The organism is Micromonospora sp. DT41, assembly GCF_049841715.1.
GTDB classification, from domain to species: domain Bacteria; phylum Actinomycetota; class Actinomycetes; order Mycobacteriales; family Micromonosporaceae; genus Micromonospora; species Micromonospora profundi.
In genome coordinates, this window is sequence record NZ_JBNCKU010000010.1 from 195,632 (window position 1) to 214,352 (window position 18,721).

Sequence of the window (18,721 nt, forward strand, 5' to 3'; positions counted from 1 at the left end):
GCAGAGGTCAGGCCGCAAGCGTGGCGTAGCGGCCGTTGCGGTGCAGCAGGCTGTCGTGGTCGCCGGACTCGACGATCCGACCGTGGTCGAGCACCGCGATCTGGTCGGCGTCGCGGACTGTGGAGAGCCGGTGCGCGATGGTGATCGTGGTGCGGCCCTCGGCGAGCACGTCGAAGGCCCGCTGCACGGCCCGCTCGGTCTCGGTGTCCAGCGCGCTGGTGGCCTCGTCGAGGACCAGGATGCGTGGGTCGCGCAGCAGCGTACGGGCGATGGCCAACCGCTGCTTCTCGCCGCCGGAGAAACGGTGCCCGCGCGAGCCGACCATGGTGTCGTACCCGTCGGGAAGGTCGGCGATCAGGTCGTGGATCTGGGCGGCGCGGGCCGCGTCCTCGATCTCGGCGTCGGTGGCGTCCGGCCGGGCGTAGCGCAGGTTCTCCCGGACCGTGGTGTGCAGCAGGTACGTCTCCTGGCTTACCACGCCGACGATGGCGGCCAGGTCGGCAAGGCGCATGTCGCGCAGGTCGACGCCGTCGATGGTGATCCGGCCGGCGGTGGGGTCGTGCAGGCGGCTGATCAGCCCGGCGAGCGTGCTCTTGCCGGAGCCGGTCTCGCCGACGAGGGCGAGGCTGGTGCCGGCGGGCACGTCGAGGGTGATCCCGGCGAGGGCTGCGGTGTCGCTGCCGGGGTAGCCGAAGGTGACGTCGTCCAGGCGCAGGTGTCCGCGTACCCGGTCGGGGTCGACAGCGACCGGCTCGGTGGGGTCGGCCACGTCGACGGGGAGGTCCAGGTATTCGAAGATGCGGGCGAACAGCGCCAGCGAGGCGGTCAGCGACACGCCCACGTTGAGCAGCCCCATCAGTGGCCGGAACAGGCCGCCCTGCAGCGCGGTGAAGGCGACCAGGGTGCCGATGCTCAGGGTGCCGGCGGTGCCGGGCAGGCCGGCGGCGAGGTAGATGACAGCAGGTACGGCGGCGAAGATGATGCTCATCGAAGCCATCCGCCAGCGACCGGCAAGCTCGCTGCGCAGCTCAAGGTCGACGAGTCGGGCCGAGGAGGCGGTGAACCGGTCGATGAGCGCCGGGCCGGTGCCGAGGGTCTTGGCGAGCTGCACGCCGCTGATCGAGAGCCCTTCCTCGACAGTGACGTTGAGGTCGGCCAGTTCACGCTGCCGCTGGGCGGTGATCTCGCGGCGCATGCGGGCGACGCGGCGGGTCAGCCAGATGGCCGGCGGCAGCACGACGAGGGAGACGAGGGAGAGCTGCCAGGAGAGCGCGATCATGGCGACGGCGGTGGCCACCACTGTGGTGAGGTTGGAGGCGACGGCGGTGGCGGTCGAGGTGACCACCGACTGCATGCCGCCGATGTCGTTTGTGATGCGGGACTGCACCTCGCCGGTGCGGGTGCGGGTGAAGAAGCCCAGCGACTGGCGCTGGAGGTGGCTGAAGACGTCGGTGCGCAGCCGGTGCATGACCCGCTGCCCGACCTGGGTGGAGATCCAGGTCTGCACGACGCCGAGGACGGCGGTCACAGCGGCGACGGCGACCATGCCGAGGACCAGCCAGACGAGCAGGGTCAGGTCGCCCTGCGGAAGGGCCCTGTCGATCACGGCGCGCAGGAGGAACGGGGTGGCCATCGCGATGATCGAGGAGAGCACGATGATCGCGGTGACGATGGCAAGCGCGGGCCGGTGTGGGGTGAACAGGCGGCCGATGCGGCGCAGGGACACCTGACGGGCCTGCGACTTCTCCTCGGCGCTGACGGTGCGGTGGCCGCGGTCGCGGCCCATGGGGGTGGGTTCCAAGGGGGTATCACCTCTCGGTCGGGATATGCTGAGGTTACCTCAACATGAGGGAACAACAGCATTGCCTGCTACGGTATTCCGGTGATCGCGGACACCGCCGACAGCGGCGAGGACGAGAGCCTCGCGGAGGCGTTCTGGGGCGTCGCGTCCCGTCTGCGCCGGCAGACCCGTGAAGCACTGGCGCCCTGGGACATCACCCCCAGCCAGTCCCGGGCGCTGGGTGTGCTCGCCCGGCAGGGCGAGGTACGCCCCGGCACCCTCGCCGAGCACCTGCGCATCGCTCCCCGCTCGGCGACCGAGGTCATCGACGACCTACAGGCCAGAGGACTCGTCGAACGCCGCCGTGACCCTGCCGACCGGAGGGCGACGCTCGTCGTCCTCACCGCGGAGGGCGAGCGGGTCAGCACCGCCATCCGGGCCGCCCGCCGCGCCGAGGCGGACCGCTTCTTCGGCCACCTCGACGACGCCGACCGCGCCGAACTGGCCCGCATCCTGCGCACCCTGCGCGCCTGATGCAAGGAAGGGCACCTTGTTAACGCCTGGTGTATAGGAAGGGGCCCTTCCTAACGCTGGGGGGCACTGCCGCACGGTTTGGCCACCCGGTATCCGGGTAGCCAGCCGCCCCCGTCCGGTCGACGGGACCGGCTACCGCCTGCCGGGACGACGTGACAGGAGGACTCTCGTGCCGCTGCTGTCCCGCCCGAACCACCACCGCGCCGCCTGATGTGCGGGATCAGCGGGGAGGCCCGCTTCGACGGCCGGACGCCCGACGCGAAGGCGGTCACCCGGATGACCGAGGCCATGCGCTCCCGCGGCCCGGACGACGAGGGACTGTACGACGCCGACTGGGTCACCCTCGGGCACCGCCGGCTGACGATCATCGACCTGTCCGAGGCCGGCGGCCAGCCGATGGTGCGCGACGACCTGGGCCTCGCGCTGGTCTTCAACGGCTGCATCTACAACTACCCGGAGCTGCGCGAGGAGCTGCGCAACGCCGGGTACGCGTTCCACTCGACAAGCGACACCGAGGTCATCCTCGTGGCGTACGCGCACTGGGGTGAGCGCTTCGTCGACCACCTCGTGGGCATGTTCGCGATCGGGCTTGTCGACAGGCCCCGACGGCGGCTGATCCTGGCCCGGGACCGGCTCGGCATCAAACCGCTCTACCTCGCCGAGACCCCTGGGCGGCTCCGGTTCGCCTCCACCCTGCCCGCGCTGCTGAGCGCCGGTGACGTGGACACCAGCATCGATCCGGTGGCGTTGCACCACTACCTGTCGTGGCACTCCATCGTGCCCGCGCCCCGAACCGTGCTGCGCGGTGTGCGCAAGCTGCCGCCGGCCACCCTGCGGGTGATCGAGGCAGACGGGCGCAGCCGGGAGGAGGTGTACTGGCAGCCCGACTACGTACGCGAACCCGCCGACGCCGGGATGGACGCCGCCGACTGGCGGGCCGCCATCGGTGACGCGCTGCGCACCGCCGTACGTCGACGGCTTGTCGCCGACGTCCCGGTGGGTGTGCTGCTCTCCGGCGGTCTGGACTCAAGCCTCATCGTGGCGCTGCTCGCCGAGGCGGGCCAGCAGCACCTGCGGACGTTCAGCATCGGCTTCGACAGCCGTGGCGACGAGTCCGGCGACGAGTTCCACTACTCCGACCTGGTGGCCCGCGCCTACGACACCGACCACCACCGGATCCGACTGGCCAACGACGATCTGGTTCCTGCCGTACGCCGGGCCGTGCTGGCAATGAGCGAGCCGATGGGCAGCCACGACGTGGTCGCCTTCCATCTGCTGTCCGAGCAGGTCGCGCGGCACGTGAAGGTGGCGCAGTCCGGGCAGGGCGCCGACGAGGTGTTCGCCGGGTACGGCTACCACCAGCCGCTTGTCGAGGCGCACCGGCACGGCGCCGAGGAGACGTTCGCCGCCGCGTTCTTCGACCGCGACCACGACGAGCTGCGCCAGGTCGTCGGTCCGGAGTACGCGCTGGACCACGACGCCAGCCGGGACCTGCTCGCCGGGCATCTCGCCGCACCCGGCGCGCAGTCGGCGCTGGACGCGGTGCTGCGCCTGGACACCCACCTGATGCTCCCCGACGACCCGGTCAAGCGGGTGGACAACATGAGCATGGCATGGGGTCTGGAGGTGCGTACCCCGTTCCTCGACCAGGACCTGGTCACCCTTGCCGCGCACTGCCCGCCGGAGCACAAGGTGGCCCAGGGCGGCAAGGGTGTGCTCAAGGAGGTCGCCCGGGAGGTGGTTCCGGCCGAGGTGATCGACCGCCCGAAGGGCTACTTCCCGGTGCCGGCGCTGCGCAATGTGGACGGGCCGGTCCGCGAGCTGGTCGCCGAGGCGTTGCAGGCGCCTGTCGCGCGCGAGCGGGGGCTGTTCCGCGCGGAGTACGTGGCGCGGTTGCTCGCCGAGCCGGACCGCGCCGAGGCGGCGGCCGGCAGCAACAAGCTGTGGCAGCTCGGCCTGCTGGAACTCTGGTTGCAGACCCACGACATCCGCTGAGACGGCGCCAGGTCGGGTCAGTCGGCGGCCGTGCGGGCCGCCAGGTCGTCGATGACGGCACGCAGGTCACCGGTACGCGCCAACACCTCACGCTGGCGGGTCGCGCCGGTGCCGTCACGGCGTAGCCGGGCCAGTTGCGCCAGCACGTACCCGAGGTCGCCGTGGCGCAGCAGCGCCGGGGCCACCTTGGCCATCAGGTCGTCGACAATCGTCCACGCCGGTCGGGTGCCGCCGGCCCGCAGGTCGATGAGCTCGCCGTCCAGGCCGTCGTGGGCGGCACGCCAGTGCGCCGCCGCCACCAGACAGTCGCGGGTACGCGGGGCGGTCACACCGGCGCGTACGTCGTCGGCGAGGGAGGCGACAAGTGCGCGTACCAGCGCGGCGACGAGCACCGCGTCATCCACGTCGGAGCAGACGTCACCGACGCGCACCTCCACTGTCGGGTACGCCGACGACGGCCGGGCGTACCAGTAGACCATCGCCGCGTCCAGCATGACGCCGGCGGCGATCAGCTCGTCGACGGTGCGGTCGTAGTCGGCGGCGGACTCGAAGTACGGCGTCGGTCCGATGCTCGGCCACCGTTCCAGCTGCATCGACCGCCAGCTCGCGTGGCCGGTGTCCTGCCCGTCGTGCAGCGGCGAGTTGGTGGTGATGGCCTGCACCACAGGCAACCATCCCCGCAGGTGGTTGCAGACCTGCACGGCCAACTCCCGGTCCGGCAGCCCGACGTGCACGTGGCAGCCGCAGACCGCCGGATCGTGCGCCACAGGCCCGTACCGGCGCGACATCGCGTGGTAGCGCGGCTTGTCCGGCACCGTCCGGTGCGGCTCGGCCACCGGCGTGGCACCGACCGCCACCAGCCGTGCCCCTGCCGCGGCGGCGGCCTCCCCGGCGGATCGGCGCAGCGCCACCAGGTGGCCGCGCAGCTCGGAGAGGTCGGCGCAGACCGGGGTGACCATCTCCACCATGCTGTGCCGGAACTCCTGGCGGCTCTGGTCCCGGGCGGGTCCGCGCAGCGCGGTGAGCACCTTGTCGGCCACCGGCAGGTTCCGCCCGCTCTCCGGGTCCAGCATCAGGTATTCCTCCTCCACGCCGAGCGTGAGGATGCCCAGGTCGGGCACGGTGTCGACGGTCGTTGGACGGTACGCCATGGCCGCCTCCATACGGTTTCGCGGCCACGGGTGGACCCGTGGCCGGGGCGCCTCGGTTTCCCGCGTAAGGCAGGCGGCAAACGCGCGTGCGGACGCCACGCCCGGGTCCGTCGTGTCGCAGGGCGCGCCGGTGTGCGGCGGTCTGGGACGATGCACGGATGCTGATGCGTTGGCGCGGTTCTCGGTGGTTCAACATCGCCCTGGGTCTTGTCGTCGGTGCCGCTGTGGGCCTGGCGGTGTATCTGGCCAGTCGACTGACAGGGCCCGCCCTCTTCGCGCTCTGCGGAACGACTGCCGGTGGCGTCGCGGCGGTGGTCGCGTCCGCCTACTCCCGGAAGTTCCAGTTGACGGAGGTCACGGTCTCTGTCCCGCAGTTCAGTGAGCTGAAGTTCGCCGTCACCCGGGACAACAAGCAAACCGCGTGGCGGCTGTTCGTCGAGGCTGTCACGCGGGTGTCCGGTCAACCGCTGGCGACCGGCACGGGGCACATCCGGGAGGCGTTGACGTCGCTGTACCAGCTGTTCGCGATCAGCAGGGAGATCCTGGGTCAGGTGACGCCCTCCATCCGTACCACCGGCCGCCCGACAGTCGAACACCTCGCAATCGCCATGCTCAACAACGAGCTTCGGCCCTTCCTCTCGGCGTGGCATCCGCGCCTGCGGGCGTGGGAGCAGGCCAACCCGGACGGGCCGGAGTCCGCCTGGCCGGACGACGAGCGGTGCCGCGCGGAGCTTGCGGCCATGCAGCGCCGGCTGCTGCGCTACGTCGAAGGGCTTGGCGAACTCGCCCAGGTGCCGAACGTCGAGGACGTCATGCACGGCATCCTCGCCGAGCCGGCATCAGTTCCCGGCCAGCCGACCCGCGACTCGGTGGCCGACAAGTAGGCACGGCCGCCGACTGTCAACCCGACGCCAGCGTCGCGGCGCGGGCGGTGAGGAAGGCCCGTTCAGCCGCGTTGTCAGTGCCGGCGGCGGCCATCCGGTACGCCTCAACCGCCTCCCCGCGTCGGCCGAGGCGGGCCAGCAGGTCGGCGCGGACGACGTCCCGCACGTGGTAGCCGGGCAGGTCGAGGCGGTCCACCTCGGCCAGCGCCGCCGCCGGCCCGGCCACCTCGGCCAGTGCCACCGCCCGGTTCAGCGCCACCACCGGGCCGGGAGCGAGGACCGTCAGCTGGTCGTACAGCTGAAGGATCTGCCCCCAGTCGGTGTCGGCGACGCGCGGCGCGGCGCTGTGCACGGCGGCGATCGCGGCCTGGATCTGGTACGGCCCCGGCCGGTCACGGCGCAGACAGCGGCGGACCAGCGCCTGCCCTTCGGCGATCAGCGCGGCGTCCCACAGGCTGCGATCCTGGCGGGGCAGCGGCACCAGCTCACCGTCGGCCGTGGTCCGTGCCGGCCGGCGTGACTCGGTGAGCAGCATCAACGCGAGCAGGCCGAGCGCCTCCGGTTCGTCGGGCATCAACTCCACGAGCAGCCGGGCCAGGCGCGTCGCCTCCGCGCACAGCTCGGCGCGGACCAGGCTCGGGCCGGCGCTGGCCGTGTACCCCTCGTTGAAGATCAGGTAAAGCACCGCGAGGACGGCGTGCAGCCGGTCGGGCAGGTCGGCCTCGCGGGGCACCCGGTACGGGATGCGGGCGTTGCGGATCTTCGACTTGGCGCGGACCAGCCGCTGCGCCATCGTCGGCTCGGGGACCAGGAAAGCGCGGGCGATCTCGGCGGTGCTCAGGCCACCGAGCAGGCGCAGGGTGAGCGCGACGCGGGTAGCCGGGGCCAGCGCCGGATGACAGCAGGTGAAGATCAGGCGTAGCCGGTCGTCGCGCACCGGGCCCTCCTCGACGGGTGGATCGGCGGCGTGCAGCAGGGCCGCCTCGGCGTGCCGGTCGGCCCGGGTCGCCTCCCGGCGCAGCCGGTCGATGGCCCGGTTACGGGCGGTGGTGATGATCCAGCCGGCCGGGCTGGGCGGTACGCCGCTGCTCGGCCAACGCCGTACCGCTACGGTGAACGCCTCCTGGACGGCCTCCTCGGCGAGGTCGATGTCGCCCAGCAGCCGGACCAGCACGGCGACCGCGCGGCCGTACTCGGCCCGGAACACCGCCTCGATGTCGGGCACGCTCAGGCCCCGGATCCACCCTGGAACGGGCGGACCTCGATCGGCAGGGTGGTGGCAAGCGCGTAGCGGCGACCCCACTCCAGGGCGACGTCCAGGTCCGGCACGTCGATGACGACGATGCCACCGAGGTACTCCTTGCCCTCGACGAACGGCCCGTCGGTGATCAGCACGTCGCCGTCGCGGGCGCGCAGCACTGTTGCGGTCTCCGGGCCGTGCAGGCCCTGCCCGAAGACCCACGAACCGGCGGCAAACAACTCGTCGTGCAGCTCGCCGACCTGCCGCATCACAGCGGCCAGGAACTCCGGCTCCGGCGGCCGTTCACCCTGCGGTTGCTGGATGCTGAGCAGGTACAGCGTCATCGTTCCTCCTCGCGGCGGCGACCCGGCCCGATGCCGATGTCCCATCCTCTACACGAACGGCCGCCGCCCACCACGACAGTCCGCCGGCAGGAACTTTTCGCGCCGGTCCGCGCCGGTCCGGGCCGAGGGCGCCGGCCGGGGCCGCCGGACAGCTTCGGTGGTACGCCCGGTGACGGCCCGATGACCAGCGTGTACGGCTGCGGTGTCGCGCCGTCGTGGGCCGGGTGCGATGGTGTAGAAAGGCGGAGTGAGCGCAGCGGTGACGCAGGTGCGGGTCTTCGACGGCGGGACGGTCCACGGTGGCTGACCACGACCAGTCGCCCCTTTCCCGCACCGCAGGCACCGCTCTGGTGCAGCTCGGCGACGTACCGTTGGCGGATCTGCTGGCCGGTGCCGGTGACGGCGTCCTTGCCCACGTGTTGGGCACGCTGGCCGCCGAGGGTGAGCCGGGTCGGCCCGGCGACGTGTCGGCTTTCGAATCGAGCTTCTGACAGTGCCGGCCGACGCCTCGCCGTCGGCCACCCGACACCGCCCTGCCGTGGACACGACGGGCGTCGCGTCGGTGCCCCGCGTCCGCCAACTGGTGTTGAAGGTCCACTCGCGGTGCAACCTGGCATGCGACTACTGCTACGTCTACCGCAACGCCGACCAGGGTTGGCGCGACCGCCCCCGAGTCATGGCGCCGGGCACCGTGGCCCGGGTCGCCGACCGGCTGGCCGCGCACGTGGCCCGGCACGGCACCGACCGGGTGCGGGTGGTGCTGCACGGCGGGGAGCCGCTGCTCGCCGGCCTGCCCGCACTCGACCGGACGGTACGCACCCTGCGCGCCGCCATGCCCACGGGCACCACCCTCGACGTGGCGATGCAGACGAACGGGTTGCTCCTCGACGAGGCGGCGCTCGGCCTGTGCCACACCCACGGCATCGACGTCGGCGTGAGCCTCGACGGTGACCGGGTGTCCAACGACCGTAACCGCCGGCACGCCGACGGGCGGGGCAGTTTCGCCGAGGTGGCCGCCGCGCTGCGCCTGCTGGCCCGGCCCGAGCATCGGGAGCGCTACGCCGGCCTGCTCTGCACTGTGGACCTGGCGAACGATCCGATCGCCGTCTACGAGGGTCTGCGCGAGTTCGACCCGCCCCGGCTGGATCTGCTGCTGCCGCACGGCAACTGGAGCAGCCCGCCACCCGGCCGGCAGCCCGACGACCCGGCCACCCCGTACGCGGACTGGCTCATCGCCGTCTTCGACAGCTGGTATGCCGAGACGCCACGGCGTACCGGCATCCGGCTGTTCGAGTCGCTCATCGCGTTGCTGTTGGGCGGTCGCAGTGGCACCCGGGCGCTCGGGACCGCCGAACCGGACGTGATGACGATCGAGACCGACGGCACCATCGAAGGCACCGACACCCTCAAGACGACAACTACCTCGGCCATGCGTACCGGATTCGACGTGTTCCGGCACAGCCTCGACGAGGCGCTGCGGCACCCCTCGTTGGCGGGACGCCCGACAGGTTTCGACTCCCTGGCGGCGGCCTGCCGGGCCTGCCCGGTCGTGGGCGTCTGCGGCGGTGGCCTGTACGCACACCGTTTCCGCGACGGCGCCGGCTTCGCCAACCCGTCGGTCTACTGCCGGAACCTGTTCCGGCTGATCGGGCACGTGCGGTCCACAGTGGCCGCCGACCTGGACGCGCTGCGCCACCGCATCACCTCCCGGCCCGACCTCAGCACACCGGTCGGGCGGTGAGCTGTGGTGTCGGAGCCGTTGTCCGCACCACAGCTCGCCGGGCTGGCTGGCGGGCGCGGCGACGCCGACACGTTCGCGGTGCTTCGCGGCGGGCAACTCGGTCGCCGCCGGCTGCTGACCGTCGCCGCCGCGCGTGCCGCCGCCGACCAGCCACTCGTGGGGCAGAGCCTGGCCCTGCTGACCCGGGCCGAGCGGGCTGACCCGGCCGCCGTGGCCGATGTGCTGGCCCATCCCCCGGTCACCGGTTGGGCCCGCGCCATGCTGGACGGCACCACAGGTCCCGCCTACCTGGCGGCGCTCGCGGCGGTGGCCGCGACCCGCGCCGGGCTGACGTACACGCTGACGTTGCCCGGCCCTGTCGACGGCGTGCTGCCCTTGCCGACCGTCGGCACCGCGACGGGACTGCCCGCCGGCCCGGTGCTGCTGCGCGGCGAGGCCGACACGCTGCGGATCGACGCTGAGGGCGCGGCGGGCGCCGGGCTACGGATCGGCAGCGTGGCGGGCGGCGGGGTGCGGATCGGCGGCGCGGCGGGCGGCGGCCGGGTTGGCACCGACGGCGGCGGGGTGAGCTGGTGGCCGCTGCGCCGGATCAGCCTCGTCGAGGGTTTCGTGGTGACTGTGGACGACCAGGACCCGTGGCGGCGCTGCTACCACCGGCCCTCGGCAGACCGGCTGGACGACGCGGCGGCGGCCCGGCTCAGCCGGCTCACGGCCGACGGGTGGCAGTGGCTGCTGGCGCACCTGCCGGCGCACGCCGACGCGTTGACCGTTCTGCTGCGCTCGCTGGTGCCGCTGCTCCCCCCGCCGTCCGGCAACGCGGTGAGCGCCACCAGCCGGGATGCCCTGGGTGCCATCGCGCTGTCGGTGCCGGCCGACGCCCAGACCCTCGCGCTGCTGCTCGTGCACGAGCTGCAACACACCAAACTCGGCGCGCTGCTGGACCTGGTGCCGCTGTACCGGCCGGGAGGGGCGGCCCGGTACCGGGCGCCGTGGCGGCTCGACCCCCGCCCGGTTGGCGCCCTGTTGCAGGGCGCGTACGCGCACCTGGGGGTGGCCGAGGTGTGGCGCTGCCGGCAGCACGAGGGGATCACTGCCGCTTTCGAGTACGCGTACTGGCGGGAGCAGACCAGCCGCGCGGCCCGGCAGCTCGCCGGGGCGGCCGAGTTGACAGCTGCCGGCCGGTCCTTCGTGGCGGGCATGACCCGGGCTCTGCGCGACTGGCGGGACCCGGTCGACGGCCGGGTCGAGGCGGTGGTCCGCGATGTGGCTGACGCCGGCGCGGTGCGGTGGGGCCTGGCCAACCTGACGCCCGACCCGGAGGGCGTGGACCGGCTGGCGCGGGCCTGGCGGCAGGGCGTGGCACCCGACGCCGGCATGCCGACGCCGACTGTCGCGCCGGCCCCGGCCAGCCCGGCCCTACGCGCCGACTCCGGCCCGGAGGCCGCGGTGCGACGGCAACTCCTGGACGCCAGCGGACCACCCGTGTCGAACCCGAGCGACCAGGCCTACGCGGCGGGCAAGCTGGAGGACGCGCTGGCCGGGTACCGCCGCCGTCTGACCGCCGACCCCGGCGACGTCGACGCCTGGGTAGGGCTGGCGCTCACCGCCCGCCACACCGGCCAGCCAGCCGCGGCCGGGGCGCTGGCCGGCCGGCCCGAGCTGGTGCGGGCGCTCGACCAGACACTGCCTGACGCCGACCCGCTCGCCCTCGCAGAGTGGCTGGGGCAGGCCGTTCCCGCCGCCGAACGCCACCCCGAACCAGGACGATAGGCCCCGACCCGACGCCCGGCACCCCCGCGTCCTGGCGAGACAGCACGCCAGAACCTGGGTGCCACGGCGATCAGCACGTCAGCAGCGGGGCGCCACGGTGATCAGCTTGATCGGAAGCGGCAGACCTGCGGGCGCGACCACCGAGGTGCGAACAACTGCCGACGCCCGGAGGGGTCGGGTTGCGTCCTTTGCTCTGCTTCAACAGGCGCAACACTTTTCGACCAAAAGCGTTGCGTGGGTTGAAGCAGAGCAAAGGACGTGCAGGGGAGATGGCGGGGAGGCAAAGGTGGTTCGTCCTGAACGGCTGACCTCCGAGGGCCTGCCGACGGGCGAGGGGCGACCAGCGGCGTCCAGACGGCGAGCGGCGTCCAGACGGCGAGCGGTGAAGAGGGGCGCGGGTCAGAGGAGCGCTGGTTCGATGTAGGCGTTGGCGCGTTCCTGCTGGCGGGCCTGTACGACCCGCGGATTGTCACCGCCGAAGAGCTGCACCAACTGCCCGAACGCCTCGTCGTAGAGGGCCTGGCCGGCATCCGCCTCGCTCTCGGTGCCCAGGCGGCTCAACGCCAGGTTGACCGAGGCCGAGAGGGTGTCCGGGTGGTCGGCGCCAAGCGCCCTGGTCAACTCCACGTAGGCGGTGGTGTCCAGCAGCAGCGCGGTGTCGCGGTCGCCGAGGGCGAACAGGTCGTTGGCCAGGTTGAGGGTGGCCAGCAGGGTGTGCGGGTGCCGCTCGCCGAGGTTGGCGAGCAACTGGTCGCGGACCCGCTGGGACAGCTCCCGAGCCTGCGTGTGGTCGCCCTGCTTGCGCAGCAGCACACCGAGGTTGTTGAGGCAGGCAAGGGTGATGGCGTGCGTCTCGCCGAGCACCTCGTTGTAGCCGTCGCGCAGCCGGCGGGCCACCCGAAGCGCCGTCTGGTTGTCGCCCACCGCGGACCAGGTCGTCGCCAGGGCCATCTCGGCGGACAGGGTGTCGGCGTGGTCGCCGCCGAGGGTGCGCTGATACCTGACGACCGTCCGCTCGATCAGCCGGTGCGCGTCGGCGAACCGGCCCAGTTGGCGCAGTGTGAGCGCCAACTCCTTGGCCGTCCGCAGGGTCTCCGGGTGGTCCGCGCCGATGACCTTCTGCTGGATGCCGTACGTGCGTTGCAGCACGCTGTGCGACCGCCACAGCTCGCCGACGTCGCGCAGCCCGCGCCCGTAGTTGCTGGCCGAGGCGAGGGTGGACGGATCCTCCTCGCCGAAGCGGTCCCGCCGTCGCTCGTGGATGTGCTGGTCCAGTGCGGCGGCGCCACGGAAGTCGCCGACCAGCCGCAACGACACGGCGAGGTTGTTCTCAGCGGTGAGCGTACGGCCACTGTCGTCGCCGAAGCTGCGGACGCTCAGCTCCAGGGTGCGGCGGTCCTGCGCCTCGGCCTCGTGGTACAGCCCCTGGGCGCGCAGGTCCGCGCCGAGGCTGCGGGCGGTCATCAGCGTGTAGAGGTGCTCCTCGCCGAAGATCCGCCGCTGGCGATCGTAGACGTCCCGGTCGATGTCGTACGCCCGGTCGAAGTGGCTCTGCGCGCGCAGCACGTTGGCGAGGTGGAAGCGCATCCGCAGTTTGGTCGGGTCGTCCTCGTCGGTGTCCCGCCATCCGGCCAGCGACTCCTCGGCGAGGGCCCGGCTGGTGTCGTAGTCACCGCGCCGGTAGAGGTAGCGCACGATGTCCACCACCAACTGCCGCGCCTCGTCCATCGTGGACAGGTGCAGCTCACTGGGGCGTACGTGTGGCCACAGCTCGGCGTACCGGGGCCAGTTGACAGGCTTGTCGGGGTCGCGGGGGCTCGCGGCGGCCAGCAGCAGCTGCGCCTGGCGGCGGGCCTCCTCCGGATCGCCGAGCTGGTCCTGGATGACCAGCTGGACCAGCCGGTGGATCCGCACCGAGTTGTTCTCCGCGTCGACCTGGGCCAGCCCGTAGCGGCCCAGCTCGGCGGTCACCAGGCCCTGCAGGATCGGGTCGGTAAGCGTGGGGTCGATCGGGGCCATGAAACTGGCGAAGCGGTCGGGCGCGGCTACCCCGCCGACATGATCGCCACCTACGGTGTCGAGCCCCCGGTACGTGGCGACGACCTGGCGGTCATCGCCACGCCCACCGACTTCCTCGGGGTGAACTACTACTTCCGGCAACTGGTTGTCGACGACCAGGCCGGACCGCCGCCGTACGCCCGGCAGGTGCCGGTGCCCGGCGCGGTGGAGACCGCGATGGGTTGGGAGACGTACCCGGCAGGGCTGGAGCGACTGCTTGTCGAGGTCCACGAGGAGTACCGACCGGGGAAGATCATCGTTACCGAGAGTGGCTCGGCGTGGCCGGACGAGGTCACCGCGGACGGCACGGTCGAGGACAAGGAGCGCACCGACCACCTGGAGCAGCACCTGGCGGCGTGTGCGGCGGCGGTGGCCCGGGGCGTGCCGCTGGACGGCTACTTCGTCTGGTCCCTGCTTGACAACTTCGAGTGGGCGTACGGCTACGACAAGCGCTTCGGGCTCGTGCACGTGGACTACACGACCCAGCGTCGGACGGTCAAGGCGAGCGGCAGGCGCTACGCGGAGCTGATCCGCGCCCACCAGCGTCTCGCCGGGGCGGCCGGCGCCGTGACGCCGGTGGCCTGAACGGGGTCGGCGAGACCGGCCGCCCGGGGTGCCTCATGGGCGCCCCGGGCGGCCGTTCCGGTCACGGTCCGGCGAAACCGTCACCGACGGCCGCCCCGGCTGGCTAGCCTGCGGCCATGGCCACAGCACCCGACGAGGTCGAGCACACCGGCGGCATGCCGCGAGTGTCCGGCACCGACCGGATGACGGCCTTCAGCGACGGTGTCTTCGCCATCGTCATCACCCTGCTGGTGATCGAGTTGCGGGTGCCGGAATACCACGAGGGTGAGTTGCTCACCGGGCTGCTCGGCGAGGGTGCCTCCTACCTGGCCTTCATCGTGTCGTTCGTCTACATCGGGGTGCTCTGGCTCAACCACCACGCGCTGCTCAAACTGATCCGTGGGACCACCCTCGCCCTGAGCTGGATCAACCTCGGCATCCTCTTCGGGGCAGTGATCATCCCGTTTCCCACGGCGGTGCTGGCGGCGGCGTTCACGCACGGCGACGTCGACGACCAGCGCGCGGCCGTAGCCCTGTACGCGGCGTCCGCCGCGCTGATGTCGGCGCCGTGGCTGGTGTTCTTCGCCTACCTTCGCCGTCATCCGGAGCTTCTGGGGCGCAGGGTGAGCGCGGAGCACGTCCGGATGCAGCGGCTGCGACCTGTCACCGGCCTGGTCCTGTACGGGCTCAGCGGTCTGCTCGGCTGGTTCGCCAACCCGCTGCTGGGCCTGATCGGCCTCATCGTGATGATCGTGTATCACGCCGTGACCAGCCAGGGAGTCCACCGACACGCCAATCATCAGCCCTCGCTTAAATAAGCCAGGCCTGATATAACTGTCGCCGTGCACGCCTTCGACGTGCTGGGCGATCCGGTCCGGCGCCGCATCCTGGAGCTGCTCGCCGAGGGCGAGCAGACCGCCGGCGCGGTCAGCGCGGTCATCCGCGACGAGTTCGGCATCTCCCAACCCGCCGTGTCCCAGCACCTCAAGGTGCTGCGGGACAACGGCTTCGCCACCGTACGGCCGGACGGCACCCGGCGGCTCTATGCCGTCGACCCGCGCCCACTGCGCGAGGTGGACGGCTGGCTGGAGCACTTCCGCCGGTTCTGGGCCCCACCTCTGGCCGCGCTCGCCACCGAACTGGCCCGGGGCCGACGCGAACGCCGGCTACGCGAAGCCTCCGACCCACCCGACGAGAGGAACGAATGATGGACGCCATCGAGCAGATCAACGCCGTTCAGCGCACTGTCGGCAGCCGCACCCTGCAGGCCGGCGAGGCCCGGGTCAGCACCGTCAGCCAGACGTACCAGACAACCGTCGAGGACCTCTGGGACGCCTGCACCAACGCCGAACGCATCCCCCGCTGGTTCCTGCCGATCACCGGTGACCTGCGGTTGCACGGCACGTACCAGCTCAAGGACAACGCCGGCGGCACCATCGAGAGCTGCGACCCGCCGCACCGCTTCACCGCAACCTGGGAGTACGGCGGCGAGGTCAGCTGGATCGAGGTACGCCTCACCCCCGTCGACACCGAGCGCACCCGCTTCGAACTCGACCACATCGCGCACGTCGACCAGGACCGGTGGGCCCAGTTCGGGCCGGGTGCCGTCGGCGTTGGCTGGGACCTGGGCCTGCTCGGTCTCGCCTCGTACCTGGCCGGCGACGGCAGCGGCGTCCGCCCGGAGGACAGCGCCGAGTGGACCGCCTCCGCCGAGGGACGCCGGTTCATGGAGCTGAGCAGCCAACTGTGGGGCGAGGCAAGCATCGCCGCCGGCACCGACGCCGACGAGGCGAAGGCCGCCGCCGAGCGCACCACCTCCTTCTACACCGGCGCCCCGGCGAGCTGAGCCGCCCGACCCGACGGTCCGCCGACATCGCGGTTTCCGACCCAGCCGTTCCCGTGAACGGCGCATCCGGTCATGCGGGCGGCAGGGTTCCGGGCGTGCGGGCGATCAGCTTCCGGACGTGCGGGCTATCAGCTTCCGGTCGTGCGGGTGGCGGGCTTCCGCCGTTCGCACGACCGGGTGCGCGGGCGGCCGCCCGGGTAACGTGCTGCGGCATGACCGGTACGCCGTACTCGCACTGCTCCTACTGCGGCGCCGCCTACCGGCCGGACGCCGGGTGGCCGAGGATCTGCACCGTCTGCGGCGAGACGGTCTGGCGCAATCCGCTGCCCGTCGCGGTCGCGGTGTTGCCGGTCCGCACCGCCGACGGCCTGGGCGTGGTGGTGGTCCGCCGGGACATCGAGCCGGCCCGCGGGCTGCTCGCGCTGCCCGGCGGCTTCATCGAGTACGGCGAGGAGTGGTCCGAAGCGCTGGTCCGGGAGTTGGGGGAAGAGACCGGGCTGATCGCGGCCGCCCAGGACGCGCGGCTCTTCGCTGTGCACAGCGCCCCCGCGGGCGGCACGATGATGATCTTCGGCGTGCTGCCCGAGCGGGCGGCCGAGGAACTACCGCCGTCGGCGCCGACCGAGGAGGCTACCGGATGGTTGGTGCTCACCGACCCGGTTGAGCTGGCGTTCTCCACCCACACCCGGGTACTCGCCGACTTCCTCACGCCCAACCGCACCGCCTGACCGCCCCGCGCCCATGATCGTGCTCGACCCTGGATGTGGTGGCCTTTCGCATCACGGATGCCACTACATCCAGGAAACTGCGTCCGATGCTGAGGGTCGGGCCTCGGGGACGGCGGGCTATCGGGTGTCGGCGGGGTGGTTCGGGTCGGCGTCGGCCAGGTAGCCGGCGGCCTGTAGGTCGAACAGCTCACGGTAGAGGCCGTCGGCCGCTATCAGCTCGTCGTGGTTACCGTGCTGCACGAGGCGGCCCCGCTCCATCACGAAGATCCGATCGGCGTGTCGGACGTTTGCCAGCCGATGGGTGATCAGCACGACCGCCCGGTCGGGTCGACGGCGCAGGTGCTGGAACAGGGCGTGTTCGGCGCGGGCGTCCAGGGCGGCGGACGGCTCGTCACAGATGAGCAGGGCGGCGTCGCGGTAGAGGCCACGGGCGGCGACCAGCCGCTGCCACTGCCCGCCGGACAGCTCCTGGCCGTCCTTGAACTCCCGGTCCAGCAGGGTGTCGTAGCCGTGCGGCAGGCCGACGATCATGTCGTGGGCCGCGGCCGAGGCGGCCGCCTCCTGCACGCTCGGGCCGGGTCGGTCCGGCGGGCGGTCGTGCCGACCGACACGGATGTTCTGCCCAGCGGTGAACGGGAACTTCCACCATTCCTGGGTCATCACGGCCACCTGCGCGCCGAGGGTGCGCGGGTCCAGTTCGGCAGCGTCGACGCCGTCCCAGCGGATCACCCCGCCGGTCGGTCGATAGAGCCCCGCGATCAGCTTGGCCAGTGTGGTCTTGCCGGAGCCGTTCTCACCGACCAGCGCGATCACCTCACCTCGGCGGACGGTCAGACTGACCCGGTCGACCGCTGAGGCGTCGGTGTCCGGGTAGGTCAGGCTCACCTCGTCCAACTCGATGACGTCGACCCCGTCGGTCAGCCGGTCGCCGCCGATCGGCACCCGGGCGTGGGCGCGGGCCAGGAAATCGCGATAGTCCTGGTAGTAGAGGGCGTCCTCGTAGAGCGAGTTGGTGGCGACGACCGCGACGCCGAGGCTGGTCCGTGCGGACTGCAGGGCCAACAGGGCTGTGGCCGCGGCGGCGAGGGCGACCATCCCGTTGAGCAGCAGGCCGCCCAGGACCGCGTACACCCCGAAGGTGGCAAGCCCCGCCACGGCGGCGCCGACGACCCGCGTGCCGGTCTGCGCGCGAACCAACCGCAGGTGGGCACGGGTCTCCACGGTCATCACACTGCGGTATTCGGCGAGCAGGAAGTCGCGCATCTGGTACGCGCGCACCTCGGCGGCGGTGCGCCGGTTGGCCATCAGGTGGGCCAGCATCCACATCCGCCGCCGACGCGTGATCCGGGCCAGCATCGCCAGGTACTCCCGGCGGGCCATCCGCACCGCCGTGATCGCCTGGGGCACAGCCGCCAGCAGCAGACAGGGCAGCAGCAGTGGCTGGATGACTGTCACCGCGACGGCGGTGGCGAGCATCCCGACCACACCGGTCACCAGGTTGACGGTGTGGTCGACGATGAACGCCGCCTCGGCCATCCCCCGGTCGCGCGCGCGGTCCATCTCCTCGGCGAAGCCGGCGTCGTCGAACGCCGCCAGGTCCACCGCCGTGGTGGCCTCGAACAGCCGCAGTTCCACCTGGTAGTTGATCTGCGGGATCAGTCGGGCCTGGGCCCAGCCGGCCGCTATCGTCAGGCCGCCACGGGCCGACACCGCCGCAGCGGCCACGATCAGCGCCGGCAGGGCGGAGCGGACCCGGTCGGGCGTGGGGCCGGCGGCGAACAGTTCACGCAACACGCTGGTGGTGGCGAGCAGGCCGAACGTGGTCATCACGCCGGCGGCGATGTTGAGGCCGATGGAGGCGACGGTGTCGCCACGGTTGGTGGACCAGGCCAGCCCGACCGCCTCCCGTACGAGCCGGGGCAGTCGACGGGCCACGGCCCAGAAGCTGGTGTGGGCGAACTCCTGCGCGTGGTGCAACCAGTCGCGGTCCTCCAGCTCCGGGAGCATGGTGCCGCCGGACTGCGGGTCGCCCGACGAAGCGCCCGGCGGATCGTCGTCCGGGCCAGCGGTGCGCTGGCGGGCCATC

Annotated in this window: 17 protein-coding genes; 11 read left to right on the forward strand and 6 right to left on the reverse strand. The window is 72.1% G+C overall.

All coding sequences use genetic code 11. The features are described from left to right. Positions 1-7 precede the first annotated feature (7 nt). Entirely contained in the window at positions 8-1,786 is a 1,779-nt protein-coding gene (locus ACLQ23_RS20270; RefSeq protein WP_355631629.1) for an ABC transporter ATP-binding protein, read from the reverse strand. A 96-nt stretch (positions 1,787-1,882) separates the two neighbouring features. Here ACLQ23_RS20270 and ACLQ23_RS20275 point away from each other — a divergent pair, with 96 nt between their 5' ends. Both ACLQ23_RS20275 and ACLQ23_RS20280 read left to right on the forward strand, forming a co-directional pair. Next, the gene (locus ACLQ23_RS20275; RefSeq protein ID WP_355631623.1) at positions 1,883-2,314 is read left to right on the forward strand and encodes a MarR family winged helix-turn-helix transcriptional regulator; all 432 of its coding nucleotides are present in this window, start codon (positions 1,883-1,885) and stop codon (positions 2,312-2,314) included. 210 nt (positions 2,315-2,524) lie between these two features. Continuing rightward, positions 2,525-4,309, forward strand: a complete 1,785-nt coding sequence (locus tag ACLQ23_RS20280) for an N-acetylglutaminylglutamine amidotransferase (RefSeq protein ID WP_355631621.1) — start codon at positions 2,525-2,527, stop codon at positions 4,307-4,309. Positions 4,310-4,326: 17 nt separating this feature from the next. On the opposite strand, the gene ACLQ23_RS20285 is transcribed toward ACLQ23_RS20280, so the two are convergent. Then, complete coding sequence (locus ACLQ23_RS20285; RefSeq protein WP_425735199.1) at positions 4,327-5,460, reverse strand: carboxylate-amine ligase; 1,134 nt, start codon at positions 5,458-5,460, stop codon at positions 4,327-4,329. 158 nt (positions 5,461-5,618) lie between these two features. Here ACLQ23_RS20285 and ACLQ23_RS20290 point away from each other — a divergent pair, with 158 nt between their 5' ends. Continuing rightward, on the forward strand, positions 5,619-6,344 hold the full coding sequence (locus tag ACLQ23_RS20290; RefSeq protein ID WP_425735200.1) for a hypothetical protein: 726 nt from the start codon (positions 5,619-5,621) through the stop codon (positions 6,342-6,344). 16 nt (positions 6,345-6,360) lie between these two features. On the opposite strand, the gene ACLQ23_RS20295 is transcribed toward ACLQ23_RS20290, so the two are convergent. Both ACLQ23_RS20295 and ACLQ23_RS20300 read right to left on the reverse strand, forming a co-directional pair. Beyond that, positions 6,361-7,569, reverse strand: coding sequence for an RNA polymerase sigma factor (locus tag ACLQ23_RS20295; protein WP_355631618.1), 1,209 nt, complete (start codon positions 7,567-7,569; stop codon positions 6,361-6,363). Positions 7,570-7,571: 2 nt separating this feature from the next. Continuing rightward, complete coding sequence (locus ACLQ23_RS20300) at positions 7,572-7,928, reverse strand: YciI family protein (RefSeq protein ID WP_355589091.1); 357 nt, start codon at positions 7,926-7,928, stop codon at positions 7,572-7,574. A gap of 299 nt (positions 7,929-8,227) precedes the next feature. Here ACLQ23_RS20300 and fxsA point away from each other — a divergent pair, with 299 nt between their 5' ends. Genes fxsA through ACLQ23_RS20315 form a run of 3 tightly spaced genes read left to right on the forward strand, consistent with a single transcriptional unit; the run spans position 8,228 to position 11,439 of the window. After that, complete coding sequence (gene fxsA, locus ACLQ23_RS20305; RefSeq protein WP_355589089.1) at positions 8,228-8,419, forward strand: FxSxx-COOH cyclophane-containing RiPP peptide; 192 nt, start codon at positions 8,228-8,230, stop codon at positions 8,417-8,419. A gap of 47 nt (positions 8,420-8,466) precedes the next feature. Further along, complete coding sequence (locus ACLQ23_RS20310) at positions 8,467-9,669, forward strand: FxsB family cyclophane-forming radical SAM/SPASM peptide maturase (protein ID WP_425880935.1); 1,203 nt, start codon at positions 8,467-8,469, stop codon at positions 9,667-9,669. A 6-nt stretch (positions 9,670-9,675) separates the two neighbouring features. Continuing rightward, entirely contained in the window at positions 9,676-11,439 is a 1,764-nt protein-coding gene (locus tag ACLQ23_RS20315) for an aKG-HExxH-type peptide beta-hydroxylase (RefSeq protein ID WP_355589086.1), read from the forward strand. Positions 11,440-11,838: 399 nt separating this feature from the next. Here the strand turns inward: ACLQ23_RS20315 and fxsT are convergent, their stop codons facing one another. Next, entirely contained in the window at positions 11,839-13,599 is a 1,761-nt protein-coding gene (gene fxsT, locus ACLQ23_RS20320) for an FxSxx-COOH system tetratricopeptide repeat protein (protein ID WP_355631615.1), read from the reverse strand. Here fxsT and ACLQ23_RS20325 point away from each other — a divergent pair. The 5 genes from ACLQ23_RS20325 to ACLQ23_RS20345 all read left to right on the forward strand — a co-directional run bounded on the left by ACLQ23_RS20325 (position 13,498) and on the right by ACLQ23_RS20345 (position 16,635). Continuing rightward, positions 13,498-14,082, forward strand: a complete 585-nt coding sequence (locus ACLQ23_RS20325; protein WP_425880936.1) for a family 1 glycosylhydrolase — start codon at positions 13,498-13,500, stop codon at positions 14,080-14,082. The genes fxsT and ACLQ23_RS20325 overlap by 102 nt on opposite strands. Before the next feature lie 116 nt (positions 14,083-14,198). Beyond that, a complete protein-coding gene (locus tag ACLQ23_RS20330) occupies positions 14,199-14,879 on the forward strand; it encodes a TMEM175 family protein (RefSeq protein ID WP_355631609.1) in 681 nt (226 codons plus the stop codon). A gap of 24 nt (positions 14,880-14,903) precedes the next feature. Next, the gene (locus tag ACLQ23_RS20335; RefSeq protein ID WP_355589082.1) at positions 14,904-15,269 is read left to right on the forward strand and encodes an ArsR/SmtB family transcription factor; all 366 of its coding nucleotides are present in this window, start codon (positions 14,904-14,906) and stop codon (positions 15,267-15,269) included. Then, complete coding sequence (locus ACLQ23_RS20340) at positions 15,269-15,907, forward strand: SRPBCC family protein (RefSeq protein WP_355589080.1); 639 nt, start codon at positions 15,269-15,271, stop codon at positions 15,905-15,907. The genes ACLQ23_RS20335 and ACLQ23_RS20340 overlap by 1 nt, the downstream gene beginning before the upstream one ends. Positions 15,908-16,119: 212 nt before the next feature. Then, positions 16,120-16,635 (forward strand): NUDIX domain-containing protein, encoded by a 516-nt coding sequence (locus ACLQ23_RS20345; protein WP_355589078.1) that lies wholly within the window; start codon positions 16,120-16,122, stop codon positions 16,633-16,635. A gap of 117 nt (positions 16,636-16,752) precedes the next feature. Here the strand turns inward: ACLQ23_RS20345 and ACLQ23_RS20350 are convergent, their stop codons facing one another. Further along, positions 16,753-18,720 carry an ABC transporter ATP-binding protein gene (locus ACLQ23_RS20350; protein WP_425735296.1) on the reverse strand — a complete coding sequence of 656 codons (1,968 nt, stop codon included), beginning with the start codon at positions 18,718-18,720 and terminating at the stop codon, positions 16,753-16,755. Position 18,721 lies beyond the last annotated feature (1 nt).